This is a genomic window from Patescibacteria group bacterium (assembly GCA_038064855.1).
Taxonomy (GTDB): Bacteria; Patescibacteriota; Minisyncoccia; order Ryanbacterales; family GWA2-47-10b; genus SICQ01.
Genome location: JBBTSE010000007.1, coordinates 234,401 through 257,943, shown reverse-complemented (window position 1 = coordinate 257,943; position 23,543 = coordinate 234,401). Strand labels below are relative to the sequence as shown.

32 protein-coding genes and 1 pseudogene are annotated in these 23,543 nt (G+C 46.4%); 23 read left to right on the top strand and 10 right to left on the bottom strand.

Translation table 11 applies throughout. From position 1 onward, the window contains the following. The first annotated feature begins 6 nt into the window (after nucleotides 1–6). From AAB417_03525 to AAB417_03470, 12 genes and pseudogenes are all read left to right on the top strand, one after another. Complete coding sequence (locus AAB417_03525; GenBank protein MEK7631069.1) at nucleotides 7–405, top strand: TspO/MBR family protein; 399 nt, start codon at nucleotides 7–9, stop codon at nucleotides 403–405. Between the two features lie 362 nt (nucleotides 406–767). Then, on the top strand, nucleotides 768–1,073 hold the full coding sequence (locus tag AAB417_03520) for a hypothetical protein (GenBank protein ID MEK7631068.1): 306 nt from the start codon (nucleotides 768–770) through the stop codon (nucleotides 1,071–1,073). Nucleotides 1,074–1,163: 90 nt separating this feature from the next. Then, entirely contained in the window at nucleotides 1,164–3,917 is a 2,754-nt protein-coding gene (locus tag AAB417_03515; protein MEK7631067.1) for an N-6 DNA methylase, read from the top strand. A 4-nt stretch (nucleotides 3,918–3,921) separates the two neighbouring features. Continuing rightward, complete coding sequence (locus AAB417_03510) at nucleotides 3,922–4,428, top strand: hypothetical protein (GenBank protein MEK7631066.1); 507 nt, start codon at nucleotides 3,922–3,924, stop codon at nucleotides 4,426–4,428. 196 nt (nucleotides 4,429–4,624) lie between these two features. Further along, nucleotides 4,625–5,299: a helix-turn-helix domain-containing protein gene (locus tag AAB417_03505; protein MEK7631065.1), complete on the top strand. Its 675-nt coding sequence runs from the start codon at nucleotides 4,625–4,627 to the stop codon at nucleotides 5,297–5,299. A gap of 2 nt (nucleotides 5,300–5,301) precedes the next feature. Then, entirely contained in the window at nucleotides 5,302–5,694 is a 393-nt protein-coding gene (locus AAB417_03500; protein MEK7631064.1) for a hypothetical protein, read from the top strand. After that, a complete protein-coding gene (locus tag AAB417_03495) occupies nucleotides 5,694–6,083 on the top strand; it encodes a GxxExxY protein (protein ID MEK7631063.1) in 390 nt (129 codons plus the stop codon). Before AAB417_03500 ends, AAB417_03495 begins: the two co-directional genes overlap by 1 nt. A 12-nt stretch (nucleotides 6,084–6,095) precedes the next feature. After that, nucleotides 6,096–6,212: pseudogene (locus AAB417_03490) on the top strand (dihydrofolate reductase). A gap of 65 nt (nucleotides 6,213–6,277) precedes the next feature. Then, nucleotides 6,278–6,565 (top strand): hypothetical protein, encoded by a 288-nt coding sequence (locus AAB417_03485; protein MEK7631062.1) that lies wholly within the window; start codon nucleotides 6,278–6,280, stop codon nucleotides 6,563–6,565. A gap of 41 nt (nucleotides 6,566–6,606) precedes the next feature. Continuing rightward, complete coding sequence (locus AAB417_03480; GenBank protein MEK7631061.1) at nucleotides 6,607–6,909, top strand: DUF1905 domain-containing protein; 303 nt, start codon at nucleotides 6,607–6,609, stop codon at nucleotides 6,907–6,909. 39 nt (nucleotides 6,910–6,948) lie between these two features. Continuing rightward, on the top strand, nucleotides 6,949–7,281 hold the full coding sequence (locus tag AAB417_03475) for a hypothetical protein (protein ID MEK7631060.1): 333 nt from the start codon (nucleotides 6,949–6,951) through the stop codon (nucleotides 7,279–7,281). A gap of 69 nt (nucleotides 7,282–7,350) precedes the next feature. After that, nucleotides 7,351–8,271: an META domain-containing protein gene (locus AAB417_03470; protein MEK7631059.1), complete on the top strand. Its 921-nt coding sequence runs from the start codon at nucleotides 7,351–7,353 to the stop codon at nucleotides 8,269–8,271. Nucleotides 8,272–8,682: 411 nt separating this feature from the next. Here AAB417_03470 and AAB417_03465 read toward each other — a convergent pair whose 3' ends face one another. Beyond that, a complete protein-coding gene (locus AAB417_03465) occupies nucleotides 8,683–8,904 on the bottom strand; it encodes a hypothetical protein (protein ID MEK7631058.1) in 222 nt (73 codons plus the stop codon). Nucleotides 8,905–8,926: 22 nt separating this feature from the next. Here AAB417_03465 and AAB417_03460 point away from each other — a divergent pair, with 22 nt between their 5' ends. Beyond that, the gene (locus AAB417_03460) at nucleotides 8,927–9,313 is read left to right on the top strand and encodes a cupin domain-containing protein (GenBank protein ID MEK7631057.1); all 387 of its coding nucleotides are present in this window, start codon (nucleotides 8,927–8,929) and stop codon (nucleotides 9,311–9,313) included. A 39-nt stretch (nucleotides 9,314–9,352) separates the two neighbouring features. Here the strand turns inward: AAB417_03460 and AAB417_03455 are convergent, their stop codons facing one another. Further along, a complete protein-coding gene (locus AAB417_03455; protein ID MEK7631056.1) occupies nucleotides 9,353–9,709 on the bottom strand; it encodes a hypothetical protein in 357 nt (118 codons plus the stop codon). 180 nt (nucleotides 9,710–9,889) lie between these two features. Between AAB417_03455 and AAB417_03450 the strand changes: the two genes are divergently transcribed. Then, the gene (locus AAB417_03450) at nucleotides 9,890–10,438 is read left to right on the top strand and encodes a peroxiredoxin (GenBank protein MEK7631055.1); all 549 of its coding nucleotides are present in this window, start codon (nucleotides 9,890–9,892) and stop codon (nucleotides 10,436–10,438) included. Nucleotides 10,439–10,488: 50 nt separating this feature from the next. On the opposite strand, the gene AAB417_03445 is transcribed toward AAB417_03450, so the two are convergent. The 7 genes from AAB417_03445 to AAB417_03415 form a co-directional block, all read right to left on the bottom strand. Then, the gene (locus AAB417_03445) at nucleotides 10,489–10,908 is read right to left on the bottom strand and encodes a DUF5666 domain-containing protein (GenBank protein ID MEK7631054.1); all 420 of its coding nucleotides are present in this window, start codon (nucleotides 10,906–10,908) and stop codon (nucleotides 10,489–10,491) included. A 38-nt stretch (nucleotides 10,909–10,946) separates the two neighbouring features. After that, complete coding sequence (locus AAB417_03440) at nucleotides 10,947–12,170, bottom strand: ABC transporter permease (protein ID MEK7631053.1); 1,224 nt, start codon at nucleotides 12,168–12,170, stop codon at nucleotides 10,947–10,949. An 8-nt stretch (nucleotides 12,171–12,178) separates the two neighbouring features. After that, nucleotides 12,179–12,868: an ABC transporter ATP-binding protein gene (locus tag AAB417_03435; GenBank protein MEK7631052.1), complete on the bottom strand. Its 690-nt coding sequence runs from the start codon at nucleotides 12,866–12,868 to the stop codon at nucleotides 12,179–12,181. Between the two features lie 4 nt (nucleotides 12,869–12,872). After that, nucleotides 12,873–14,672: an efflux RND transporter periplasmic adaptor subunit gene (locus AAB417_03430; protein MEK7631051.1), complete on the bottom strand. Its 1,800-nt coding sequence runs from the start codon at nucleotides 14,670–14,672 to the stop codon at nucleotides 12,873–12,875. 4 nt (nucleotides 14,673–14,676) lie between these two features. Then, a complete protein-coding gene (locus tag AAB417_03425) occupies nucleotides 14,677–15,159 on the bottom strand; it encodes a hypothetical protein (GenBank protein ID MEK7631050.1) in 483 nt (160 codons plus the stop codon). Between the two features lie 3 nt (nucleotides 15,160–15,162). Then, entirely contained in the window at nucleotides 15,163–15,549 is a 387-nt protein-coding gene (locus AAB417_03420; GenBank protein ID MEK7631049.1) for a hypothetical protein, read from the bottom strand. A 61-nt stretch (nucleotides 15,550–15,610) separates the two neighbouring features. Continuing rightward, nucleotides 15,611–16,156 carry an RNA polymerase sigma factor gene (locus tag AAB417_03415; GenBank protein MEK7631048.1) on the bottom strand — a complete coding sequence of 182 codons (546 nt, stop codon included), beginning with the start codon at nucleotides 16,154–16,156 and terminating at the stop codon, nucleotides 15,611–15,613. 100 nt (nucleotides 16,157–16,256) lie between these two features. Here AAB417_03415 and typA point away from each other — a divergent pair, with 100 nt between their 5' ends. After that, complete coding sequence (gene typA / locus AAB417_03410) at nucleotides 16,257–18,044, top strand: translational GTPase TypA (protein MEK7631047.1); 1,788 nt, start codon at nucleotides 16,257–16,259, stop codon at nucleotides 18,042–18,044. Between the two features lie 20 nt (nucleotides 18,045–18,064). Beyond that, a complete protein-coding gene (locus AAB417_03405) occupies nucleotides 18,065–19,375 on the top strand; it encodes a DEAD/DEAH box helicase (GenBank protein MEK7631046.1) in 1,311 nt (436 codons plus the stop codon). Here the strand turns inward: AAB417_03405 and AAB417_03400 are convergent. After that, nucleotides 19,372–20,022 (bottom strand): hypothetical protein, encoded by a 651-nt coding sequence (locus AAB417_03400; protein MEK7631045.1) that lies wholly within the window; start codon nucleotides 20,020–20,022, stop codon nucleotides 19,372–19,374. The two genes, AAB417_03405 and AAB417_03400, sit on opposite strands and share 4 nt — an antisense overlap. A 20-nt stretch (nucleotides 20,023–20,042) precedes the next feature. On the opposite strand from AAB417_03400, the gene AAB417_03395 reads away from it, so the two are divergent. Genes AAB417_03395 through AAB417_03365 form a run of 7 tightly spaced genes read left to right on the top strand, consistent with a single transcriptional unit; the run spans nucleotide 20,043 to nucleotide 23,533 of the window. Then, nucleotides 20,043–20,375: a TfoX/Sxy family protein gene (locus tag AAB417_03395; protein ID MEK7631044.1), complete on the top strand. Its 333-nt coding sequence runs from the start codon at nucleotides 20,043–20,045 to the stop codon at nucleotides 20,373–20,375. A 12-nt stretch (nucleotides 20,376–20,387) separates the two neighbouring features. Then, nucleotides 20,388–20,840, top strand: coding sequence for a PspC domain-containing protein (locus AAB417_03390; GenBank protein ID MEK7631043.1), 453 nt, complete (start codon nucleotides 20,388–20,390; stop codon nucleotides 20,838–20,840). Nucleotide 20,841: 1 nt separating this feature from the next. After that, a complete protein-coding gene (locus AAB417_03385; GenBank protein ID MEK7631042.1) occupies nucleotides 20,842–21,249 on the top strand; it encodes a DUF5668 domain-containing protein in 408 nt (135 codons plus the stop codon). A 13-nt stretch (nucleotides 21,250–21,262) separates the two neighbouring features. Further along, the gene (locus AAB417_03380; GenBank protein ID MEK7631041.1) at nucleotides 21,263–22,021 is read left to right on the top strand and encodes a cytochrome c biogenesis protein CcdA; all 759 of its coding nucleotides are present in this window, start codon (nucleotides 21,263–21,265) and stop codon (nucleotides 22,019–22,021) included. A gap of 17 nt (nucleotides 22,022–22,038) precedes the next feature. Further along, the gene (locus tag AAB417_03375) at nucleotides 22,039–22,437 is read left to right on the top strand and encodes a thioredoxin domain-containing protein (protein ID MEK7631040.1); all 399 of its coding nucleotides are present in this window, start codon (nucleotides 22,039–22,041) and stop codon (nucleotides 22,435–22,437) included. After that, entirely contained in the window at nucleotides 22,434–22,964 is a 531-nt protein-coding gene (locus tag AAB417_03370) for a disulfide bond formation protein B (GenBank protein ID MEK7631039.1), read from the top strand. The genes AAB417_03375 and AAB417_03370 overlap by 4 nt, the downstream gene beginning before the upstream one ends. Further along, complete coding sequence (locus AAB417_03365; GenBank protein MEK7631038.1) at nucleotides 22,961–23,533, top strand: hypothetical protein; 573 nt, start codon at nucleotides 22,961–22,963, stop codon at nucleotides 23,531–23,533. Before AAB417_03370 ends, AAB417_03365 begins: the two co-directional genes overlap by 4 nt. Nucleotides 23,534–23,543: the final 10 nt, after the last annotated feature.

Genomic DNA, 23,543 nt, shown 5'->3' with positions numbered 1-23,543 from the left:
TAGGTTATGAATGAAGCATATAGCTGGTATCAGACATTGATCAGGCCATCGTGGGCGCCGCCAAGCTGGCTGTTTGGCCCCGTATGGAGCGCGCTCTATGCGATCATTGCGGTTACTTTTGGTGCGGTGTTTTACAAAGCGTTTACCGGCAAGATTTCGTGGATGGTAGCGCTACCGTTTGCGCTCAATCTTGCGTTTAATTTTATCTTTACGCCGATCCAGTTCGGGCTCAAGAATAATCTGTTGGCTTCGATAGATATTATATTGGTGCTTGGCACGCTCGTCTGGGCACTGGTGGCTATTTGGCCGTATGCCAAGTGGATCGCCCTCGCCAATATCCCGTATGTTTTATGGGTTTCGTTTGCGACAGTGTTGCAATTGACCATAACATGGTTGAATAGGTGATATATGCCAAAGAAGATCTGCAAGGCCATAAACACCAAAGGCAAAAAATGTATCGTCCCCGCGCGTGAGGGTAGCGATCATTGCTTTAGGCACGGGGAGAATAAAAAGAAGTAAAAAAGATAGCTCGGGTTTCTTGCAGTAGGAGTATAAATCTGCTATAATAGACTACAGAAGCAAAAACTGAATACGGACGCAGCACAAAATTATCGGGGGTTACGCAAATTTTTTTACGCAACCTTACATATTTCCTCCGATCACGCTCAAAGCTTAGTTTGAACAAAGACCCGAGGGGATGTATATGCGTCTGTTCGGGTTTTTGTTTTTAAAAAAGTCACTATTATTAAGGAAATTAAAGTTTGTTTATGGATGAGGCAAAGACTACGAAACAGTCATGGACTCGAGATCAAAAAATTCAATTAGGACAAGTTGTAGTAACAGGCATAGGTGTCATTATTGCAGTAGTAATCGCCATTATCGGAAATAATATCCACGTTGACTTAACCGATATCAAAGCACAAAGTGCAGAAATTGATACTATGAAAGCAAGGATAGGGAAGATTGAGGAGTTATCGGGTAATACAGCTAGATTTCAGCAGTTCGTTAACGATTACTGTTATATAAAAATGCCAGATGGTACTATCAAAGTGAAAGAGCCGCCCTGTAATTAGAAGTTCCCAAAATTTGAACTAAAATAGGTTATGAACAAGCAAGACGCAAAACAATCAATACAAAAACTCGTTGAGAAATATCAGCGCGTCTTGCAGGATGGCAAAATCAAATCGTACAACGAGGCACAGACTCGCAATGAGTTCATAGAGCCGCTGTTCGAGTTTTTGGGTTGGGATATGCGTAACCTCACCAATGACGGCGAAGTTACTACTGAGGAGAACGTATCCGGTGGCAGAGTGGATCTCGCGTTCCGTTTGAGTGGTATCCCAACATTTTTCCTTGAAGCAAAAGCGATGAAAGTTGATTTGGACGAGTGGAAATGGGCGGAACAGGCAATAAATTATGCTTGGAACAAAAGCGCGACGTGGGCAATACTCACCGACTTTGAGACCATCAAGATTTTCAACGCCGAAATCTCGCCGAAAGATGTATCGCGCAACCTGTTCATTGAAATCGGCGTCCACGAGTTCCTAGACCGCTTTGATCAGCTTTGGCTTCTCTCAAAAGAGAGTTTTGAACAGCGGCTCTTGGATAAGGAAGCCGAAAAATGGGGCAAACTCACTAAGCGCAAGCAAGTCGGCGAAAAACTGTTTGAGGATTTGATGAGTTGGCGGGTGGCGCTTTCTGCCGAGTTCAAAAAGCGCAACAACCTTTCCACTGACGAAATAGACGAGGGCGTCCAGCGTATTCTTGATCGCCTCATTTTCATCCGCACTGCCGAAGATCGCAAAATTGAGCAAGTTATTTTGCAAGCGTTGTTGCGCGAATACGAGACGAAGCGCACGAATATCTGGAAGCGAATGATACGGGGCTTCCGTTGGTTTGACGAACACTACAATTCAAAACTGTTTGCTCTCCACTACTGCGAAGAATGGGAAGCTGACGACAAAGTTTTCGCCGAAATCTTAAAAGGACTGTACGAAACAAAAGATGGCTATCGCTACGATTTTTCCGCTATCTCCGCCGACGTGCTCGGCGGCATCTACGAGCAATATCTTTCTTTCGTCCAAGTCCGCAAGGGCGAGGAGAAAGTAAAATCAAAGCGCAAATCACAAGGTATTTACTACACGCCGAAATACATCGTGGAGTTTATCGTCCGCGAAACGCTCGGCGAAGTATTGAAAAAGACAAAACCAAAAGACATGCACAAAGTCAAAGTCCTAGACCCCGCGTGCGGTTCTGGCTCGTTCCTGACCGTCGCCTACGACACGATTTTGGGAAGTGTAGACAAACGCTCGCTGTTCACCAAGTTTGATATTTTGAAAGACAACATCTATGGTATCGATTTGGACGGACAAGCTGTAGAAATCGCCCAGCTCAACCTTCTTCTGAAAGTTTTACAACAAAGGACGAAACTGCCAGTGCTTCAAAATAACCTTCGCGTCGGAAACTCGCTTCTCGCTGAAGGTGAGTTGGAACAGAAGCCGTTTGATATTGAAAAAGAGTTTGCGGGAGTTGCCGAGCAGGGCGGCTTCGATGTCATTATTGGCAACCCACCGTACATTAAGGAAGACACCAATCGTGCCGCGTTCAATGGTTTGCACGAAAGTCCCTACTACCAGGGCAAAATGGACATCTGGACGCTTTTCGCCGCCCGCGCCATTGACCAACTCAAAGATGGCGGATATTTCAGCTTTATCGCACCTTCAAGTTGGCTCGGAAGTGCCGGAGCAAGTATTTTCCGCGAGAAGATTTTGAGTAGCGGCGAAATCATCAAGTTTGTTGATTTCAATGACTTCCGAGTTTTCAAAGACGCGAGCATTCAAACAATGATTTTCGTTTTCCAAAAGAGAAAGCCGCGAAAATCATATAAGGTTCAATATGCAAAGATCACGGGCAAGAATACGACAAGTGAAGAAGTTGCCACACTTCTGTCCTCTGGTTTGCAAAAAAAGGTTGAAAACTCAGTTGTTTACGAAGCGGCTATAAAATCGGTAAACGCTGGCGGGAAATCCATCAGTTTTTCAAACGACACAGTTTCCGAGGTCTTGGAAAAGATAGAGAAAGTGGGCAACTTCAAACTATCAAAGGACGATATTGGAAACGGGATAGATGTCTTGCAAGATTTCGTCTCGGAATCACATTTGGCGAAATTGAAAGACGACACCATCAAGAAAGGAGATGGGGTGTTCGTCTTGGGGAACTCGGTGATTGCCGGAATGAACCTCAACGAAAAAGAGCGTGAGTACCTAAAACCTTACTACGGCACTTCACAGATAAACAGGTATTTAAGCGACAGAGAAAGCCAGTACAAAATCATTTACGCCGACAAGTATTTCAGGGAACATATTGGTGAGTTTCCAAATCTCAAAAATCACCTTGATCGCTTCAAGAAAATCCTAACTTCGGCGTTTGCTCCTTATGGCTTACATCGTCCGCGCGAAGAAAAGTTTTTCAAAGGACAAGCGATTTTCTTGTTGCGAAAAACAATGCATCCGGCATTCACCTATGTTGATTTTCCTTGCTATGTTACGCGAGCGTTCCTTATCTTGAAGCTTGAAAACATCAACCTGAAATACTTGACGGGCATACTAAACTCAAATCTTGCCTACTTCTGGCTCAAGCATAAAGGCAAAAAACAGGGCGAGCAGTTACAAATTGATAAAGAACCGTTGATGGACATTCCGTTGCTCAAGGTCGGCGAAAGCGAACAGAGCAAAATTGCATACCTCGTTGATACGGTTGCGGCTCGTAATGCTGAACTAAACAAGACTTCGGCAAACACTGACAAATGGCATGCACTCAAAGCCGAAGTTGAAAGACTGGAAAATGAAATAGATCAGCGGGTATATAAACTCTACACTCTCACTCCTGTGGAAATTAAGACGATTGAAGCAAAATAGTTTTATGGTTCTTTCGTATACAAATGAAGTTAATCAAGACTTTAAAGAAAGAATGTTTTGGTGGAATGCCAAGTTAAATAATGTAAAGCTTAAAATATGGCAAGATCCATGGCTTGACTTCATGCTGTGCTGGATGATATTCGATGCATATTTAACCGAGATTTCTCGGTGTGGTCGGGATCGAGATAAACTAAATTATTTTTACCAAAATAAGAGTGATTTTAAGGATTGTATTTTAACTAGGTGGAATTTGTCGGCAAACTACGCAGTTAAATTAAAAGAGTTTTCTCCAATCCAAGATATGCGACCAGGTGCAAATACACTGGTTTATCTGCAAGATGAAAGTAACTTAGAACAGGTCTTTGATTTTGTCTACCAAATTCGTTGCAATCTTTTTCACGGAGCAAAAAATATAAAAAATGTTCGAGACGCTGAATCGGTGTCTTGGGGTGCTAAATTTTTACGATCCTCCATAGATTGTTGGATGAGGGGTGATAATATAGGCCCATGAGAAAAATCATTGTAATTGAATTTGTGACGTTAGATGGCGTGATGCAGGCTTACTAGGACAACCCAACAAACTTGAGAATGTAGGGATGTTGCATACGATGAAAACTGTAGACAGAGCTATGCTCCCAGCTATTTATGATGTCAAGTTTATCAACATCAATGTTTGACTTTTTTACATATCAATATACACTGTAGATATGGTTACAAAATATGCAAAATTGGTTAAAGACGCTCGATCTAAAAAAGCGCTTTCCCAGGCTGATTTGGCTTTGAAGTTAGGCATTTCCCGGCCTTCCTATATTGCTATTGAGCAAGGTAAGCGCGAGCTTACGCTTGGAGAATTTGAGAAGCTCTCGGGAGTTTTAAACATCTCACTCGATGACTTAGAGCATGGGGAACTTCCTAACTACGAGAAATATAAACAAATGATACACGCTTTTTTGCGAATCAATAAAAATATACCAAAGACTAAATTGGCTAAGTTGCTTTATTTCGCCGATTTTGGCTGGTTTTATGTACACCTCAAGAGTATGAGTGGCATGCAGTATAGAAAAATCCAATACGGTCCAGTCGCTGATACCTATTTTCGTCTTATTGACGAGATGTTTGACGCTGGAGAGGTTTCTATAGAACAAACTGGAAATGGTGCAATGCTCGTTTCTCAAACTCGGAGTGGTGCAAGGGCAAGTCTAGCCGAAATCTCAAAAGGAGAGTTGAAGTTAATTGAAAAAATCAATGAAAAATGGAAAGGAAGGCGAACGGTTGATATCGTGGCATTCACGCATAAACAAATGCCGTACATGTTTGCAGGAGACAACGATATCGTCTCATACGATATTTTTACCCAAGAGAATCCTGATGAGATATATTAGCCATGAAGTACGATGTTGTTTTTAGGTCTTTCACTGAAAGGCATTTCATCCGAACTTTTGCTAAGAAGTATAAGGGCGCATGGGATCGAACGCTAAAAGGTTTAATGCTTGAGTTTACCTATGTTGATTTGTTGTTTGAGAAAAGTATTGCAGAGACCATATATGTTTCAGGTGACAGGAGCATAAAGATTTGTAAAACTGAATTTAAGATCGCTGGCATCCAAGAGTCTCGTCACGGCTCGGGCAATAGATGTATCATCGCGATTCATAGAGATGAAAGCAAAGTTCGTGTTCTACTCGTATATCATAAAAATGATTTAGGCGGCGGAAACGAAACCACGAATTGGAAAAGATTGATCAAAGAAAATTATTCTGAATATTCGAGTATTTTATAATGAACAAAAATATATCAAAAATCAAAGCAATAGCAAAAGATGTTTATAAGGTGCTGGGGTCGGGGTTCACCGAGTCGGTGTATGACAAGGCCATGCAGGTCGGGCTTCGTTCTGCAAAGATCAGGTATGATTCACAAAAAGTAGTAGAGCTTTTGTACAAAGGGCATTATGTAGGCGAGGGGTATTTGGATTTGATTGCGCATATCGGCAAAGAAAGGGTGCTCGTTGAATTAAAGGCGGTATCGAGCGAGCTCGGAGTCGCAGAAGATACACAGATCAGAAACTATATGAGGCGTCTCAAGATCAAGCAAGGTTTGCTCATAAACTTTCAACAACCCGGCAAAAAAGAAGGTAAGGCCCAGCTCGAATTTAAAGAAGTCAATTTATAATAAAATATCATCATGAGAAAAATAATTGTAATTGAATTTGTGACGTTAGACGGTGTGATGCAGGCGCCAGGAGGGCCGGAGGAAGATGTATCGGGCGGTTTTAAGTATGGAGGTTGGACGGTCCCATTTAATCTTTACACAACACAACAGGCCAACAAACTTGAGAATGTTGGTATATCGTTTATCATGAATGTATGGCAAAGATGAAATCACCAAAGCAGATGGAACGGCACTTGAAGGGGATCGCCAATCATTATCGTATTGCGATATTACTTTTGATCGCAAAACGCGACGGTGTGACTCTCGATGGCATCGTTGACGAACTCGAGGCAAACGGAAAGACAATCGGCGAGCACACGCGGCGTCTGCATCTGGCAGGACTCATCAACAAGACCTATCGTGGCAAATTTGTAGAACACTCACTCTCACCCTACGGCAAAACCTTTGTTCAATTTCTCAAATCATTTCAAGCTGTGCAATGACATACCAACAAACTTAAGAATGTGAGGATGTTGTGAGAGATATGCAAAACAATACATTTACTATGCGGGCCAAGGTATGGCTTTATCACGGGCCTAGTGCGTGGCATTTTATAACTCTTCCAAAAAAACAATCGAGCCAGATCAAAAAAATATTTGGCGGCGTGGCGCGCGGGTGGGGGAGTTTGCCGGTCGAGGTTGCTATCGGCAAAACAAGCTGGAGAACCTCAATATTTCCAGACAAAAAAACGGGCGCGTATCTTTTGCCGTTAAAAGCCGATATTCGTAGAAAAGAGGATATAGCAAAAGATGATATTGTTACTTTTTCGATAGAAATAAAGGTATAATAAAATATTGAGACATTATTAATTAAAAAGATTATATATATGAAAAAGTTTATAGCATTGTATATGATGCCCGCTTCAGCAATGGCAGAGATGATGAAGGGTAGAACCCATGAAGATATGAAGGCTGAGATGGATGTATGGATGACATGGGCAAAGTCACATAAAGAAATTGTTGACCTTGGTGCACCACTTGGTAAAAACAAGCGAGTGGCCGCAACTGGCACGACTGATGTTTCAAACGAAATCGGCGGATATTCACTCTTGGAAGCAGAATCACAAGATGCCGCAGCCGCAATCATGGCCGACAGTCCGCATCTCAAAATGCCGGGCGCATATGTCGAGATCATGGAGTGCATGTCGATGGGTGCGTAAATATCGCTCTAATAGTTTTTAAAAAAGCTGCCCTTGGCGGGCAGCTTTTTTTTGTGGTATGGTGCGCATATGGAACAAAAGAAATCTTACGGATGGTTGGCGGCGTTATTGTTCATTATTCTCGCGCTTGTGGTTGGTCTTTTTCTCTTTATATACCGCGGAAAGCCAAAGCAAGAAACATTTAGTTTTGATTATAAAAATAGTACCTATCTCATCGATGGTCAGTATGTCACGCTCAAAGACGGCGTATCAGAAGTATCCGCAGCTCCCGGATCTGCCACCATGATCACTACGCGATATTTTGGCAATGCGGTTGAGGCAGACTTGGACAATGACGGTGATGCTGATACGGCGTTTTTGGTCACGCACAATACCGGTGGATCAGGTACTTTTTATTACCTCGTAGGTGCTATCAAGGAGGTGAGTGGATATCGCGGTACTTCGGGTGTGTTGATCGGTGATCGCATTGCTCCGCAAACAACTGAATATCGCAATGGCAATGTGATCGTAAACTATGCTGATCGCGAGCGTGGCGAGCCCATGACCGCTGAACCTACCGTGGGTGAAAGCTTGCACCTTAGGTATGATGTAGCGTCAAACAGTTTTGGCGAGATTGTACCCGAGTTTGAAGGTGAGGCTGACCCAAGTGTGATGAAGCTCAATATGAAAGTTTGGGTGTGGGTTGAGGCGCTGTACAATGATGAGCGCGTAGTAAAACCAAAACAGAAAGAAGCCTTTACTCTCGAGTTTCTTGAGTTTGGGCGTTTTGCCGCTACCACTGACTGCAATCAAGTGGGGGGCGACTATGCGGTGGGCGCCGATGGTGCGATTACTTTTAACGCGCTCATTTCTACAAAAAGAGCTTGCCAAGGCTCGCAAGAAAGCGAATTTATCAAGCTTCTCAGAGATACTTCGCACTATAAGTTTACCTCTCGCGGCGAGCTTATCTTGGATCTCAAGTTTGATAGCGGTACGGTAACTTTTCGCTAAATAGATTTCTTGACTTTTTCATTTGAGCGTGGTAGTTTGCGTTTGAACTTGTAACTGCTACTCGCCAAAGAGTGGAGGAGTAATGCGTCCAATACTTTCTTGGACAAGGATGTTTGCAGCGATCAACTTGGGGCGCTACATCGCAGAAAACTTCGATGAGGATGACGCGGCTAGAAAGCACCGCAGGAAAAAGTGGTACCAGATGCGCGACCCCCAAAACACTATAGCGGATGCTATTCCAACGCCTGAAGGTAGGCATGATTCCGCCGACTTCTATCTGCGGCGGGTGCTCTGTGCGCTCTCGATTGCACGCGAGATGGAAAGGCGCCTTGCGCGAGATGCCGCTCGCCCTAAACCGCCCGAGACCCTAGCCGTATAGGGTCTCATTTTTTTTAAAAAGCGAATTGCTATCTAGAGCTTTTGAATTTCTTTTAGATCGCGGTCAGGAAGATAGAGAATGAGTAGACCTAATATGATGCCGCCTATTGCCGTATAGGCGTGGCCGCCACCGAAAAAGAGTATATCGAGTTCGTCAAGTACATACCAGACGCCACGCCAAATAAGCACAAGGCCGACCACAATAGAGAGGTTGTGCGCAAAATAGCGCAGGGTGAGAGTATTTCGCATAGTCATAGTGGTAGTATACTGTGGATGTATGAAGGGATACAAAATAAATATTGAGAAGGCGACGCTGGAAAATACTGATTACAGGCGCGTACTGTACACAGCACATCATAGCCAGTTGGTACTCATGTGCTTGCAGGCAGGCGAGGAGATCGGCGAAGAAGTACACGAGCTCGATCAGTTTATACGCTTTGAAGAGGGTAGTGGTAAGGTGATTTTGGACGGTGTCGAGCATGCGGTAGAGGGAGATGACGCTGTAATCATCCCCAAGGGTACACGGCACAATGTTATCAATACAGGCATGGGTTCGCTCAAACTTTACTCGATCTATTCACCACCTGAGCACAAAGATGGCACAGTGCATCACACTAAAGCAGATGAGCGCGAAGAACACTTTGACGGTAAGACAACAGAATAAAAAAGCCCCTTTGAGGGGCTTTTTTTATTTTAACGCGCTTTATTTCTTTGCTAAATAATAAAGGGCAAGTGGCGCGCCCCAATTTGCCCAGCGTTCGATAAAGTCCCATACGGGTTGGCCCACGATTGGTCGCAAGAGTGCCGTCCAAAAGCCCCAAAATACCATCCACAAAAGAAGTGGTTTGATGGGTCGGATGAGCACCACGATGCCGAGTGCAATATCCATAAGTCCGATAAGAAAGAGGAGTTGCGTGGCGACACTTGCGTCAGCTACGCCAAAAACTTTAAACCAAGCAATCCAGTCCTTTTTGCCTTGGAGCGCAAATACGCCATGGCCGATAAATTCGCCAGCGACGCCGATGCGGAGAGCCCATTCCGCGCGTTGTATATTTGTCATAGAGGTATATAAAAGATTGATAATATTGGAGAAGTAAAGAGACCTTTTATATTTAGTATACAGCTTGCAGGTGCTGGGCGCGTGTGCATAAAGAAAAATAATCATTGCCCCGAGACTTTTTTTCATGTATAATGCGTTGTACTAATGTCGCTCGGTATTTTATAAGCTATCAAAAAAAATATGGCAGAAATCACACCAAAAACACCAACACGCGTACCACAGGTAATCTTTAAAACTCGCGTACGCGACGAGTCAGTAGGCGGTGACAATCCATACCGCTGGCAAGATGTCACCTCTGACGAATTGTTCAAGGGCAAAAAGATAGTAGTCTTTTCATTGCCGGGCGCGTTTACGCCAACTTGTTCCGCGACCCACTTGCCCGGGTATGAAAAATCATATGATGAATTTCGCCAACTTGGCGTTGATGAAGTTTATTGCGTGAGCGTCAATGATGCTTTTGTCATGAACCAATGGGGTAAGCATCAGAAAGCAGAAAAGGTAAGACTGATCCCCGATGGTTCGGGTGAGTTTACCCGACAGATGGGTATGCTTGTCAAAAAAGATGATCTTGGCTTTGGCGAACGCTCATGGAGGTATAGTATGTATGTCGAAGACGGCGAGATCAAAGAAATCTTTGCCGAAGCCGGTTTTACCGACAACTGTCCTACCGATCCATTTGAGGTCAGTGACGCAGAGACGATGCTCAAGTACTTACGCGGACGCAAATAATCTCAAAATAGAGGTAAAACAAAAATCCCACAAGAAGAAAGGATAATGGTTTATTCTACGGATTTTTGTGCTGGCGGCAAGGGACGAATCTGTATCGACTCGGCACTCAAGCTACCATCCTGGTTTGGTTTGCCATTAATCATGACGTTGGTGCCGACAGTGATGTCCGTGCGTGCGCTAGCAGTGCTCTTCATGATCGGTGTTTGGTCGGTCAAGAAGATGATTTTTGAGCCGCCAGTAGGAAGTTTGATGGTGATACTCTTATCGTCGGAGGCAATAATCTCTCCTGTAGCGAAGTCGCCACCCATCATGCGCCCACCGCTTCCATCGCGAAGGCGCATTGTGCGCACTTGTCCGTCAGAAAATGCTCCCCGGTTGCTACCCGGAATGCCAAAGTGTGCGCCCGCCCAGTATGCTCCTGTGACAAGTACTATGCCTCCAATAACTGTTCCTGAAATGATTTTATTCATATAATGATTTCTTTTAATAATAAATGACTTTTTAATAATTACTCATATCGCAACGCGTCGATTGGGTTCAAATGAGATGCTCGACGCGCTGGATAATAGCCAAAGACAATACCAATACCCGCAGACACCCCAAATGCCAGAAGAACTGACGATACAGAAACTTTTGTCTGCAGGATGCCAAAATAACTGATGCCGTAGGATATACTCCATCCAAGCGCTACGCCTATCAGTCCACCGATGAATGTGAGAGCTACGGCTTCTGCGAGAAATTGGCGGTTGATGTCATGGCGTTTGGCGCCGATTGCTTTGCGCAGCCCAATCTCACGCGTACGCTCCGTGACAGTGGTGAGCATCATATTCATAATGCCAATACCGCCGACGACAAGCGAAATACCCGCAACCGCACCCAAGAGAATCGTAAACGTTTGTGTCACGCTTGATGCCGCCGATACAATATCAGCTTGATTAAGTGTTGAGAAATCCGCGAGTTGCGGGTCATCAATATGATGGCGATCGAGCAGTAGTGTAGTAATTTGCGTTTGTATCTCCGTCATTGATTCGGGATCGGCCGCTTGTACGCTGATGGTTGATATATAAGTATCTCCAGCCAAGAAACGCTGGGCACTTGAGAGGGGGACAAAAATCATATCATCTTGGCTGCCAAATCCCGACCCGCCCTTTGTTTTAGTGACACCAATGATTTTAAACTCGATATTTTTAATGCGAATGGTTTGCCCAAGAGGGTCTACTCCTTCGCCAAAAAGATCGTCACGCGCGGTAGGCCCCAGCGCCGCAACCTTTGAGAGACTACGAACGTGCTGGTCGGATATAAACGAGCCGGTATCAATTTGTATATTGCGTACGTCGGGATATGCGGCTGTAGTGCCAACAACGGATGTATTTGTATTTTTACCCTTTGCGGTTACTTGGTAGCGACCCGAGAGTTCGGGTGCGACACGCTGTGCCAAGCTTACCTGCTCGCGTATCGCGTCAGCATCTTCTTGGGTGAGTGTACGCGCAGCTCCTCTACCAGTACTGACTTGAGATCCAAGGCCACGTTGTGCACCGGGCATGATCATGATGAGGTTCGATCCGATCGATTGGATACTCGATTGGATTGAATTTTGTGCGCCCGCGCCGATAGATACCATAGCGATCACCGAGCTGATGCCGATAACAATACCCAAAACCGTAAGGCCGGAGCGCGCCTTGTTTGCTGATAGCGCTATATATGTTTCTTTGAGAATGTCGCCCGATTTCATGATTTTTTTTATGATACGCGCGTTTTGCTATCGCTCACCAGCATTCCGTCTTTCATAAATAAAATTCTGTCAGTATATTCGGCGACCTCTTGTTCGTGAGTGATAATAACGACGGTGCAGTGTTTTTCGCGATTGAGTTTTTGAAACGCATTCAAGACGATTTCGCCTGTCTTTGAATCAAGATTGCCAGTCGGTTCATCGGCCAAGATGAGCGAAGGATTGTTAACAAGCGCGCGTGCGATAGCAACACGTTGAATCTGTCCGCCCGAGAGCTGATTTGAGAGATGGTGGAAATGTTCGGTATCAAGGCCCGAGGCAATGAGTGCTTGGTTTGCGCGCAGGTTGCGCTCATCGGGCGCAACACCTGCGTAAACCAGGGGGAGCTCGACATTGCGCAGCACTGACGCGCGAGGCAGGAGATTGAACGATTGGAAGACGAAGCCAATTTTATTTCTACGAATATCCGCGAGCTCATCATCAGAAAGAGTTGAGACATCTTTGTCATCAAGGCGGTAGGTTCCCGAGGTGGGTGTGTCGAGCGCGCCCAAAATATGCATGAGTGTCGATTTACCCGAACCCGACGGGCCCATAATGGCGACAAATTCACCGTCCTGAATATCAAAACTTACACCTCTGAGCGCTTGAAAATCGATGGCGCCGGTGCTGTAGGTTTTTGAAATATTACGGACTTCAATCATAGGTTTAGCGGGGGATGCGTACACCGCCACTGCCGCCACCAATCAAGCTTGGTGCTTGCTGGGTAGTAGCGGTTGTGTCGGTGACCATGCGCGTGACGACCTTGATACCTACATCGATACCAGAACGTATCTCTGTCATGGTGTCGCTCGAGATGCCTACTTCCACCTGTTGTTGGCGCGGCGCTACTGATGAAGTAATCCCCGCGATAATCTCTTCAGCTGATGCTGTACTCTCGAGAATCTCTACATAAGAAACGTTGCCTTGTGATTTAACGGCAGCTGACGGTACTGCGATTACGTCTTGGCGTACGTCGGTGATAATGGATGCGCTCGTACTCATACCAGGTTTAATACGATCATCTTGGGTATCAAAGCCAATTTTGATGTTGTAGGTGACTACACCCTGTGTGACGGTTCCAACAGTATCAATCTCGACTACCGAGCCAGAAATTTCCAATCCTTCAATAGCGTCAAATGTGAGAGTCGCCTTTTGTCCTATTTTAATTTTTGCCACGTCGACTTCGTTGAGTGAAAGTTCGGCAAGCTGCTGTTTGGTGATAAATGTCGCAACAGCAGTGCCGCTGGTAACCGAATCTGCCTTTTTGATATTGAGCTTTGCAACCGTGCCATCGAACGGCGCGCGTATAAAATAATCAGCAAGTTTTTCTTTGGCATCGACGAGCGCATTCTGGCGCTGTTGCACGGTGAGTTCGGCTGATTTGAGATCGAGCGCATCGGCGCCGGCTCGGAGTTTTGCGAGCGACTCGGTATTTTCCTGGATTGAGCGGTCAGCATTGAGAATAGTATCGCGGCTGTCAGTGATAGCCTTTTTCGCAGCCAGCAAGCCCGAAAGGTGAGTATTTATTTTGCCAGTATAGGTGTTGAGGTTTGCGAGATGGGTGGTGGAGACTGATGCGGGGACGACATTGCGTATTGTGAGCTCATCTCGATAGAGTTGGATGAGGTTGTTGCCGCTTTTGGTAGCTTCCGCGATAGTTTTCGCCGTCTCATAGGTCTCCGCAATTATTTTTTCTATGGCTTCTTTGTCTGATGAGCGCGTGACTAGCTTATAATTTTGGAAGTTGGCATCGTATGCTTCGCGTGCTATTTGGAATTTTGTTTCTAGATCTGTTTTAAAGTCTATCGCTTTTTCATTGTACTGCTTTGTCTTATCAGTATAGTAGGAGATGTTGTTTTGCCCGCTGTTGCCGAGGCCCGCTGTTTGATTATAGAATATTTCTTGTAGGCCCGTCATAATGTCAGGAAGATCAAGAAATGCGTCAGCGACATCATTAAACCCGTCTTCAAAGGCTTTTACCAGATCATCTTCAGCCTGCTGTCTCGACTCCTTGGCGCGTGCAAGTGTATTTTCTGCTTGTATGGTAGAAAGCGTATCAGCTGGTTTTTGTAGTTTTTCAAGCGAGAGTTTTGCACTCTCAAGATTCACTTCTGCGTCGCGCACCGCTTTTTGTGCATCACGCGCGTCGAGTTGCGCTATGAGTGCACCCGTTTTTACCTGTGCTCCTGCGGTAACTCCCATATAGACCACGTTGCCCGACGCTTTCGGCTTGAGATCGATTTGGTTTGATGCAGATACCTGTCCGCTACCCGTGACGGTTGAGATGATTGTTTGCTTTTCTGCGGATGCAAGGATATAGTGCGTTGCTTCATCGCCAGAGGTGAGCGAGGAGTATATCCAATACCCACCAAGTACAAGAAAAGCTGAAAGCGCGATACTGATTTTTTTGTGTGTCTTGGCAAGGACACATAGTTTGCGCACAACATATTTGATGCGATTGAGCATATGATTATTGTTCTTTTAGCTTAATAAGAAAAGGTGGTGGCATATCACCGGGCATGACGCGTATGAGTCGGGCGTTGATAGTGCCCGTGTCATAAGGCTCACCGATTACGATAATATGATCTTCAAGTTTGAGGTCGTTTACTGTGATGGTGTCGCGAAAGCGTTTGATGATTGTTTGGTCGCCGATTGTGATAATCTTCTCGATGTTGTCAGGACCCTCCACAACGATAGTGGGTGGTTCGAGTTTAATAATGCGTCCTACCGCTCCATGGCCGCCCGCAAGTTCGCCTGGAAATGCATCGCGCACGGCATCTCCTGATCTACCGAAGGTGCGGTAGTAAGTTTCACCAAAGTGGTATGAGTAAGCTGCCTTGCGGTGTCCGACCATGATGCCTGCCTGGAAAATAAGAAGCGCTACGATCGTGATAGCGATACCAGAGAGGATGCCAGTAAATATTTTTGACTGAACGATTTCTTCGATGTTCATAGATTAAATAGTTTTTATGCGCATTTTGCCGCGTGATGTGCGCGCGATCATGCGGAGCGACGCCAAAAGTGTCAACGCAAGAGTAAGGATCACCACCATGCCGACGATGGGGAGCGATTCAAGAATAGTAAAAACCATTTCTTGCCAGTTGATTATGACGAGTGTGCTATCTGAATACATAAGATAGAGAAACTCAGAAAAACCTGTGCGTGCTATCTCTGAGCTCATATATGAATATGCAGGAATGAAGGCGCCAAGTGCGCCAAGTGCGACCGTACTATACAAACTCATGGTGAGAGCGGCTTTACGTCGCGCCTCACGCTTGATGTTTTTGACGATGGAGCCCGAAAGATGTGGCGGGGGACTTGCGTGCCAAGGGTTTTGGTCCATATCTCCTTATACGTAAAAGACGCGCATTAGGGTGCACGTCTTTGGTATCTCTTTATATCTTCTATATATGGAGCAGTTTACGAAGAGCTATGAGCGCTCGGCGATGCTGGCTTTTGATAGTGTTGGCGGGCTTTTCAAGTCGCATACTAATCTCTTCGAGGGAAAGGCCGTCATCGTAGTGAAGTGAGATAATCTCGCGATAGGGATCGGAGAGATTTTCTGCGGCCGCGCGAACCTCGATACCTTCAGCCTCGGCGAGTGGCGAGCGGGAATCGGCAGCGAGCATATCGATAAGACGGTTGGCCCCGTCATCATCTTGGAAATCTGCAAACGAAAGCCCACGCTTTTTGCGAAGCATATCAATCGCCGTTCGTTTGGCGATAGTGAGAAGCCATGTAGTAAAGTTTTTATGTTGGTCAAAAGTTTTGAGTGCACGCCATGCTTTGATAAATGTCTCTTGGGTGATATCTTCGGCGTCTTGTGCGTTGCCGGTCATTTTATAGACAAAGCGATAGGTGAGTGTAAGATGACGCGCGACAAGTACTTCGAGCGCGGCATCATCGCCCACGATATATTCACTAACCAATTGTGAATCTGTCTTGTGCATCACTGATAGTATAACAGATGTCGTGCTCAATAGTATCATTTGACTTCCCGGCACTTTTCGTGTATTTTATATACACGTCTCGCGGGGCGAGATTTTTTTTATGGACATCAGAAATATTGCAATTATCGCGCATGTGGACCACGGCAAGACTACCTTGACCGATGCTTTGATGCGTCAAACAGGTGTTGTCGCCGAAGGCATCTCGATGGATTCAAACGCGCTGGAGCTTGAGCGCGGTATTACCATCTATGCTAAAAACACGGCTATTTTTTGGAATGATACGAAGATCAATATAGTAGACACGCCTGGTCACGCAGATTTTGGTTCTGAAGTAGAGCGCGTGCTTCGCTCGATTGACTCGGTATTGCTGGTTGTCGACGCGCAAGAAGGCCCTATGCCTCAAACTCGTTTTGTACTCAAAAAATCACTCGAACTCGGTCTCAAGCCGATTGTCATCATCAACAAGATTGATAAACCCGCCGCTGATCCTGATAGATGCGAAGAGCAGGTACTCGAACTCTTTTTGGAGCTTGGCGCGTCAGATGCGCAGGCAGATTTCCCCGTAGTGTACGCGATCGGCAGAGAGGGTATCGCCAAGAAAAAACTCACTGACGAATCAAAAGATCTCACGCCACTGCTCGAGACTATCATCTCGCATGTAGCTGTTGCGTCATCTGCCGAGCGCGCAGCATTGCCGCTTCGCCTCCAGCCGTTTAACCTCGCGTACGATAATTTTTTGGGGCGTCTTGCTGTCACTCGTATTTACGAAGGCACCGTGTCAGTAGGCAAGCAGGTATTTATCAAAAAACCTACTGGCGAGACACGCGCAGGCAAGGTAACCAAACTTTTTACATTCAAAGGACTTGACCGCGTTGAGGCCGAGAGTGTTTCTGCAGGAGATATCGCGTTGGTCGCCGGATTTGCTGATATTGATATCGGTGAGACGGTCGCCGAGAGCGCTGATGCCGAACCCTTGCCGGCAATCGCGGTTGACGAGCCAACTATCGCGCTCAACTTTTTGGTAAATAGTTCACCGCTCGCGGGTCGCGAAGGTAAGTTTGTGACTTCACGACAAATCCGTGAGTATCTTGAGCGTGAGCTTGAGGTCAATGTGGGTTTGCGTATTGATTTTTCTGCTGCTGATAGTTATCGCGTGTTTGGCCGAGGTGAATTGCATGTAGCAATCTTGCTCGAAAATATGCGTCGCGCAGGCTACGAGCTTCAGGTATCACAACCACAAGTTATCATCCGCGAGCAGGGTGGTAAAAAATTCGAACCATTTGAGGAAGTAGTAGCAGATGTACCTACTGAATTTCAGGGCTCTGTCATCGAAAAGCTCGGGCTTCGCAAATTTGTCATGAAAGATTTGCGCATGGAAGGCGAGACGGTTCGTATGATTTTTGAAGGACCTACGCGCGGTCTTTTGGGATATCGCAGCTCGTTTGTCGTCGATACCAAGGGTGAAGGTATTTTGGCTTCGCGCTTTGTAGAATTTCGTGAACATGCCGGCGAGATCAAAAAACGCGCTGTCGGCTCTATGATCTCGATGACTACGGGCAAGGCGCTGGGGTTTGCGCTTTGGAATTTGCAGGACCGAGGCACGCTCTATATTGGTCCGAGCACCGAAGTATATGAAGGTATGGTTATCGGTAACACCGCTAAGGGTGAAGAGATGATGGTGAATCCTACCAAAGGCAAGCAATTGACCAACATGCGATCAAAATCGTCTGACGATGCGATTGATCTAACTCCTCCACAAGAGATTACCATCGAGCGCGGTTTGGAAGTGATGGCCGAAGACGAATATCTTGAGATCACGCCTATTAGCACACGCATCCGCAAGATGTATTTGACGGAAGCCGACCGTATCCGCGCACGCAAGAAATAAGCGTGCTAGACTATATATAAATGACACAACAAAATTCTTCCGAAGGTTTTTACGGTCTTGGCATTGCGCCAGGGCTTTTGCAGATTTTAGAAAAATTAAAATTTATCACTCCTACGCCGATCCAGCGCCAAGCAATTCCTGTGGGCGTTGAAGGTAAAGATGTCGTCGGTATCGCACAGACGGGTACCGGTAAAACGCTTGCGTTTGGTATTCCAATGGTGCAACGACTTGCGCAGTCAAAGGGTAGAGGGTTGGTGCTCCTTCCCACGCGTGAACTCGCATTGCAGGTAGATGAGGTTTTGCATACCGTTGGCAAATCGCTCGGGCTTCGTACAGCCGTACTTATCGGTGGCGCGTCAATCGGTCCGCAGATCCAAGCCATTAGGCGCAATCCGCATGTGATTGTAGCAACTCCCGGACGCCTCAATGATCATTTGGAGCAAAAAACACTTTCACTCTCCAATGTACATATGCTGGTACTCGACGAGGCAGATCGTATGCTCGATATGGGCTTTTTGCCGCAGATTCAGCGCATCCTCAAAATGTTGCCCCAAGAAAAACAAACCATGCTTTTTTCAGCCACACTCTCGCCAGAAATCATGAAGATCGCGTCATCTACGATGAAGTTGCCTGTGCGTATTGAGATTGCCCCACAAGGCACGACCTCCGAGCGCGTGATGCAAGAATTGTTTATCGTCAGAAAAGATTCCAAAAACCGTTTGCTCGAGAAAATTTTGACCGAGTATCATACCTCAACGCTGGTCTTTACGCGCACCAAACATGGCGCATCACGCGTGATGCGTGCGGTGCGTACCATGGGTCATAGCGCCGCGGAGATTCATTCAAACCGTACGCTCGGTCAGCGCCGAGAAGCGCTCGAAGGTTTCAAATCGGGAAAATACAAAGTACTGGTCGCGACTGATATCGCCGCGCGTGGCATTGATGTCACTGGTATTGAACTTGTCATCAACTATGATCTTCCATCAACCGCCGCTGATTATGTGCACCGTATTGGTCGCACCGCGCGCGCTGGCGCATCAGGCAGAGCTATCTCATTTGCGTTGCCCGAGGAACAGCGCGATATCCGTGATATCGAGCGCTTGATCCGCAAAAATTTGGATCGCTTGCCACTACCCGAACTTCCACCTGACCGACCTCGTGCGGACAACAAGCCAAACTATGACGAGAGCAAACCATTCCCACCACGCGGTAATGTGCGTAGGCGCACACCTCGCTCGCCGAGTCCGTTTGCAAACAGAAGTCGCCCAAGTTCCCAAAGCCGTTTTCGTAGACGAGATAGTGGAGGTGGCGAAGGTTTCGGTGGCCGCTAGCAGGCGAGTGCTGTCTTACATTGTGTCTTCGCCGGTTCTTGCAGACCATCGCATGATTTGCATTGCATCGCTTTGATGTCTGCGCCGCCAGTAGGCGCGCCTCCAGTCGGTTGCTTGTCCATCATGCCACCTTGCATCATACCATCACCCATCATGGCTTTGAGATCTACAAACTCCACATTGGCGGGGCGCTGGAATACGCCCTCATCGGGTGACCACGCGCTACACGAGTAATCAACTTCTTTGTTTACATCAGTAGTACCTTGTTGCTTGTTTTCCGGTTTATCGAAATCTGCGAAGTTCATCATCATACCTTGTGCCATTGATTCGGACCAGACATAGCTCTTGTCATTTTCGACAATCATATGGCTGTTTTCAATCTTGCCTGCGGCCACTGATGTAAAGTCACCACGCATACGACCACGCATAACATATACGGTACCAGACGAATCCGAGTTTTCTACTTTGTTGGTAAAGGTACATTTTTGTGGCGAGTTGACTGCCAAGAGCGCCTTGAGTGATGTTTTTTGGCTCATCATATGATCACCTCCGCCTGGCATATTGCCGCCGGGGCCTTTAAAAAGAAAGATTACAGCACCCACTACCACGACCCCTCCGATAACCGCAAAAAGAGTTTTTGTATTCATAATGCTAGTATAGAAAGTATATGCCGCGTGACAAGGGATTTCATGAGTATGTGATGCGTGAGGTGTTTGCGGGCATCGCGGGCATTTCATCACGCGGAATGTTCGGCGGGTGGGGAATTTATAAAGATGGTGTTTTCTTTGCGTTGATTGCCGATGGCCGTTTGTATTTTAAAGTAAATGATACTAATCGCGCAGACTTTGAAAAGGCGAGCTCACAGCCGTTTCGGTATTCGACTAAAGACAAAAAAGATGTCACGATGTCGTACTGGGAATTACCTGCAGAGGTGATGGATGACCGAGACGAGCTTGAACGGTGGATTGCTAAATCACTTTGCGCAAAAGGCAAAAAGTAGTAGAGTAAAGTCATGACTACTCATCGTAAACTCTATAGGTCGGCAGATGACCGCATTTTGGCGGGCGTTTGTGGCGGTATCGCAGAATATTTTGATGTCGATCCTGTGCTCGTCCGTATCGCGTTTGTGGTATTTAGTATGGGCGGTATGGGCGTTTTTGCCTATATCATTTTGGCGCTTATTATCCCATCAAAAGAAGGTGGTGCTCATGCTCGTGTTGATACGGGCGAGAAGGCGAGCGAGTTTGTAGAAGAAGCCGCTGAAAAAGTAAAAGAAGCTTTTCATGATATTGGTACGCACACTCCACGCTCGCGCGGACGAAATATGATCGGTGCCGTTTTGATCGGTATTGGGTTGGTCGCATTGTTGCATCAAGTATTTCCGTCCGTTTGGTTCAGGTGGCATATGGTGTGGCCCCTCGGACTTGTACTCGTTGGTTTTTGGATTATCAAATCACGCGACTAGTATGGAAGGTCAGGATCATCACAAAAGTATTAATCTCGGAAAGATTTTTTTGGGGCTTCTGCTGGTTTTCGCCGGATTGGTATATTTTGCGCGGGCGGCAGGTTTTTTGCCTGCATATGGTGGTATACATTGGACGCAACTATGGCCAGTTGTGTTTATTTTTCTCGGGCTTTCATTGGTTAAAACTCGTGGTGCGGCGGGCGTTATGGCAGGTCTTGCTCTCACCATTGTTGTACTTGGCATTACGGCGTACGCGATGTTTCGCGGCCAGTATCAGCCGATGCATCGCATGATGTTTGATATCGAGCATGATATCAAAAAAGAAATCCCATGGTTTTCTGATAGACCCTGTGGGCAAGATGGAATCTCAAACGATGACGATTGGCGGATGTTTCGCTACCAGCAGTAAATTTTGATTCTCTATGGATAATCCCTCGACGCTTTGGGCTTTTGTCGCTGGCGTGTTGATGTTTTTGGCTCCGTGTACGCTACCGCTCTTACCCGCGTATCTTGGGTTTATCAGTGGTGCGTCAGCGAGTGATTTTGCAGATCCAAAACTGCGTAAATCCATTCGCCTTCGTGTACTCTGGAATGGTTTTTTGTATGGACTCGGCTTTGCGGTAGTGTTTATCACGCTCGGGCTTTTGGTGGGCGTGGTGGGTGGGGCACTGGTGCCGTGGCGCAAGGTGCTCATACGGTTGGGTGGAGCGTTTGTGATTTTTTTCGGGCTTTCGATGGTCATCCCCAGTGCTCCGTTTTTTCGCGGCCTGCAAAGTGAGAGACGGTTTCGATTTGCCTCACTCCGGCCAGGGGGCGCTCTCGCTTCGTTTTTGTTTGGCGCATCGTTTGCGCTCGGCTGGACACCTTGCGTGGGACCCATCTTGGGTGGAGTTCTCACCTTTGCCGCAACTACTGCGAATCCGCTTGAGGGCGCATATTATCTAGCAATATTTTCTCTAGGGCTCGGGTTGCCATTTATGATTGTCGCTTTCTTTTTTGGATCAGCTGCCCAGTATATTGCGCACTTTGAAAAATACTTGCGTCGGGTCTCATATGCGGGCGGAGTGTTGTTGATAGTGCTCGGTATCTTGATGCTGTCTGATAACCTTGCGCGTTTTACTATTTTAATGTATCAGCTTTTTGGTACGGTACCGTATGAGGGCTTGCTCGAATATATGTAGAGTGATTGAATAGCAGTATGAAGAAGCAATCTACAATCATAAGTGTCGCTGTCGCTCTTATTGCTATTGGCGGTATTTGGTATGTGATGCAGGGGAGCCCCGCGCCGATCTCTTCGGCTCCGTCCATGCTCGATGGGTTTACTCAATGTCTCAAAGACAAGGGCGCAGTGTTTTACGGCGCGTTTTGGTGTCCGCATTGTCAGAATCAAAAAGCGATGTTTGGCTCATCGGAAAAACTATTGCCGTATGTTGAGTGCTCGACCGCGGACGGCAAGGGTCAGCTTGATGTCTGTCGCGAAAAGGATATCACAGGATATCCTACATGGACATTTGCTGACGGCTCGCGTGAATCAGGCGAGCTTGATTTGGTAGTACTCGGGCGAAAGACCGGTTGCGAACTTCCCAAGACTCAATGACCCAAACAACGCTGATGATGACCAACGCGCTTGCGCTCGCAACCGTGGGTATGCAGATTTTTATTGTGGTGGTAGTCGCCGCCCTGTTTTCTCAGCGTGCGCCGTGGCCACGAGCATTGCTTGGATTTTTGAAGCATCATGCATTGGCGTTTGGTTTTTTGGTCGCTGTAGGCGCGTTTGCGGGGAGTATATATTATTCTGATATTGTAGGATACGAGCCATGTTCTCTATGCTGGTGGCAGCGCGTTTTTATTTACCCGCAGATGATTTTGTTTGCTATCGCGCTTTGGCGCAAAGATAAAAATATTTTTGACTATACGCTGGCGCTCTCAATCATCGGTGGCGTGATCGCGCTTTATCATTCGTATATTCAATACGGAGGCAGTCCGTTTTTTGAATGTGGCGTAGATGCGGTATCGTGTGCAAAGCGTTTTGTTTTTGCGTTTGACTATATCACTATCCCGCTTATGTCGCTGACTACTCTCGTGACTCTCGGGCTTATCTCGGTCGTGGGGAGAAAAAAGTGAGCCCTCTTTTTGTTATCACGGGTCCGTCAGCGACCGGCAAAACTGCCGTTGTATCTGCATTGGTCAAGCTTTTTCCCGAGGCAGGCCATATGATCACGACCACCACACGCCCCATGCGTCAGGGTGAAGAGCACGGTAAAGACTATTGGTTTATGGAAAGAAGCGAGTTTGAGCGCGCAGCAAAAGCTGACGAATTTATCGAATGGGTGGAAACCTACGGCAATTTATATGGATCGAGCAAAGTACGCCTTGAGGATTTGCGCGCTAAGCATCCATTTGTATTTGTATTGCTCGATGTGCGTGGCGCCCATACTTATTTTGAAAAAGTGTCTGGCATGCAAGTGATCTTTATCAAGCCGGGGAATATTAATGATCTTAAAAAGCGTCTTGCGGAACGAAAATCATCCACTTCACCCGAAGAGCTCGAGCGACGCGCCAAAGAAATCAAGCGTGAGATTGAATTGGCTCATGAGTTTAGTACGGTCGTTACCAATATTGACGGCCAGCTCGATCAAACAGTGAGTGAAGTCGCACGCATTGTGCGCGAAACGCTTGCGAAGCGTGGATAATATTGGGATT

Excerpts from the sequence above, each read along its gene's own strand:
- typA (MEK7631047.1), top strand. The coding sequence starts at position 16,257 with ATGGACATCAGAAATATTGCAATTATCGCGCATGTGGACCACGGCAAG.
- AAB417_03525 (MEK7631069.1), top strand. The coding sequence starts at position 7 with ATGAATGAAGCATATAGCTGGTATCAGACATTGATCAGGCCATCGTGG.
- AAB417_03425 (MEK7631050.1), bottom strand. The coding sequence starts at position 15,159 with ATGAACATCGAAGAAATCGTTCAGTCAAAAATATTTACTGGCATCCTC.
- AAB417_03475 (MEK7631060.1), top strand. The coding sequence starts at position 6,949 with ATGAAAAAGTTTATAGCATTGTATATGATGCCCGCTTCAGCAATGGCA.
- AAB417_03380 (MEK7631041.1), top strand. The coding sequence starts at position 21,263 with ATGGATAATCCCTCGACGCTTTGGGCTTTTGTCGCTGGCGTGTTGATG.
- AAB417_03480 (MEK7631061.1), top strand. The coding sequence starts at position 6,607 with ATGCAAAACAATACATTTACTATGCGGGCCAAGGTATGGCTTTATCAC.
- AAB417_03485 (MEK7631062.1), top strand. The coding sequence starts at position 6,278 with ATGGCAAAGATGAAATCACCAAAGCAGATGGAACGGCACTTGAAGGGG.
- AAB417_03455 (MEK7631056.1), bottom strand. The coding sequence starts at position 9,709 with ATGACAAATATACAACGCGCGGAATGGGCTCTCCGCATCGGCGTCGCT.
- AAB417_03445 (MEK7631054.1), bottom strand. The coding sequence starts at position 10,908 with ATGAATAAAATCATTTCAGGAACAGTTATTGGAGGCATAGTACTTGTC.
- AAB417_03420 (MEK7631049.1), bottom strand. The coding sequence starts at position 15,549 with ATGGACCAAAACCCTTGGCACGCAAGTCCCCCGCCACATCTTTCGGGC.
- AAB417_03450 (MEK7631055.1), top strand. The coding sequence starts at position 9,890 with ATGGCAGAAATCACACCAAAAACACCAACACGCGTACCACAGGTAATC.
- AAB417_03500 (MEK7631064.1), top strand. The coding sequence starts at position 5,302 with ATGAAGTACGATGTTGTTTTTAGGTCTTTCACTGAAAGGCATTTCATC.
- AAB417_03495 (MEK7631063.1), top strand. The coding sequence starts at position 5,694 with ATGAACAAAAATATATCAAAAATCAAAGCAATAGCAAAAGATGTTTAT.
- AAB417_03400 (MEK7631045.1), bottom strand. The coding sequence starts at position 20,022 with ATGAATACAAAAACTCTTTTTGCGGTTATCGGAGGGGTCGTGGTAGTG.
- AAB417_03375 (MEK7631040.1), top strand. The coding sequence starts at position 22,039 with ATGAAGAAGCAATCTACAATCATAAGTGTCGCTGTCGCTCTTATTGCT.
- AAB417_03430 (MEK7631051.1), bottom strand. The coding sequence starts at position 14,672 with ATGCTCAATCGCATCAAATATGTTGTGCGCAAACTATGTGTCCTTGCC.
- AAB417_03435 (MEK7631052.1), bottom strand. The coding sequence starts at position 12,868 with ATGATTGAAGTCCGTAATATTTCAAAAACCTACAGCACCGGCGCCATC.
- AAB417_03510 (MEK7631066.1), top strand. The coding sequence starts at position 3,922 with ATGGTTCTTTCGTATACAAATGAAGTTAATCAAGACTTTAAAGAAAGA.
- AAB417_03465 (MEK7631058.1), bottom strand. The coding sequence starts at position 8,904 with ATGACTATGCGAAATACTCTCACCCTGCGCTATTTTGCGCACAACCTC.
- AAB417_03395 (MEK7631044.1), top strand. The coding sequence starts at position 20,043 with ATGCCGCGTGACAAGGGATTTCATGAGTATGTGATGCGTGAGGTGTTT.
- AAB417_03415 (MEK7631048.1), bottom strand. The coding sequence starts at position 16,156 with ATGCACAAGACAGATTCACAATTGGTTAGTGAATATATCGTGGGCGAT.
- AAB417_03470 (MEK7631059.1), top strand. The coding sequence starts at position 7,351 with ATGGAACAAAAGAAATCTTACGGATGGTTGGCGGCGTTATTGTTCATT.
- AAB417_03520 (MEK7631068.1), top strand. The coding sequence starts at position 768 with ATGGATGAGGCAAAGACTACGAAACAGTCATGGACTCGAGATCAAAAA.
- AAB417_03460 (MEK7631057.1), top strand. The coding sequence starts at position 8,927 with ATGAAGGGATACAAAATAAATATTGAGAAGGCGACGCTGGAAAATACT.
- AAB417_03405 (MEK7631046.1), top strand. The coding sequence starts at position 18,065 with ATGACACAACAAAATTCTTCCGAAGGTTTTTACGGTCTTGGCATTGCG.
- AAB417_03440 (MEK7631053.1), bottom strand. The coding sequence starts at position 12,170 with ATGAAATCGGGCGACATTCTCAAAGAAACATATATAGCGCTATCAGCA.
- AAB417_03385 (MEK7631042.1), top strand. The coding sequence starts at position 20,842 with ATGGAAGGTCAGGATCATCACAAAAGTATTAATCTCGGAAAGATTTTT.
- AAB417_03505 (MEK7631065.1), top strand. The coding sequence starts at position 4,625 with ATGGTTACAAAATATGCAAAATTGGTTAAAGACGCTCGATCTAAAAAA.
- AAB417_03370 (MEK7631039.1), top strand. The coding sequence starts at position 22,434 with ATGACCCAAACAACGCTGATGATGACCAACGCGCTTGCGCTCGCAACC.
- AAB417_03390 (MEK7631043.1), top strand. The coding sequence starts at position 20,388 with ATGACTACTCATCGTAAACTCTATAGGTCGGCAGATGACCGCATTTTG.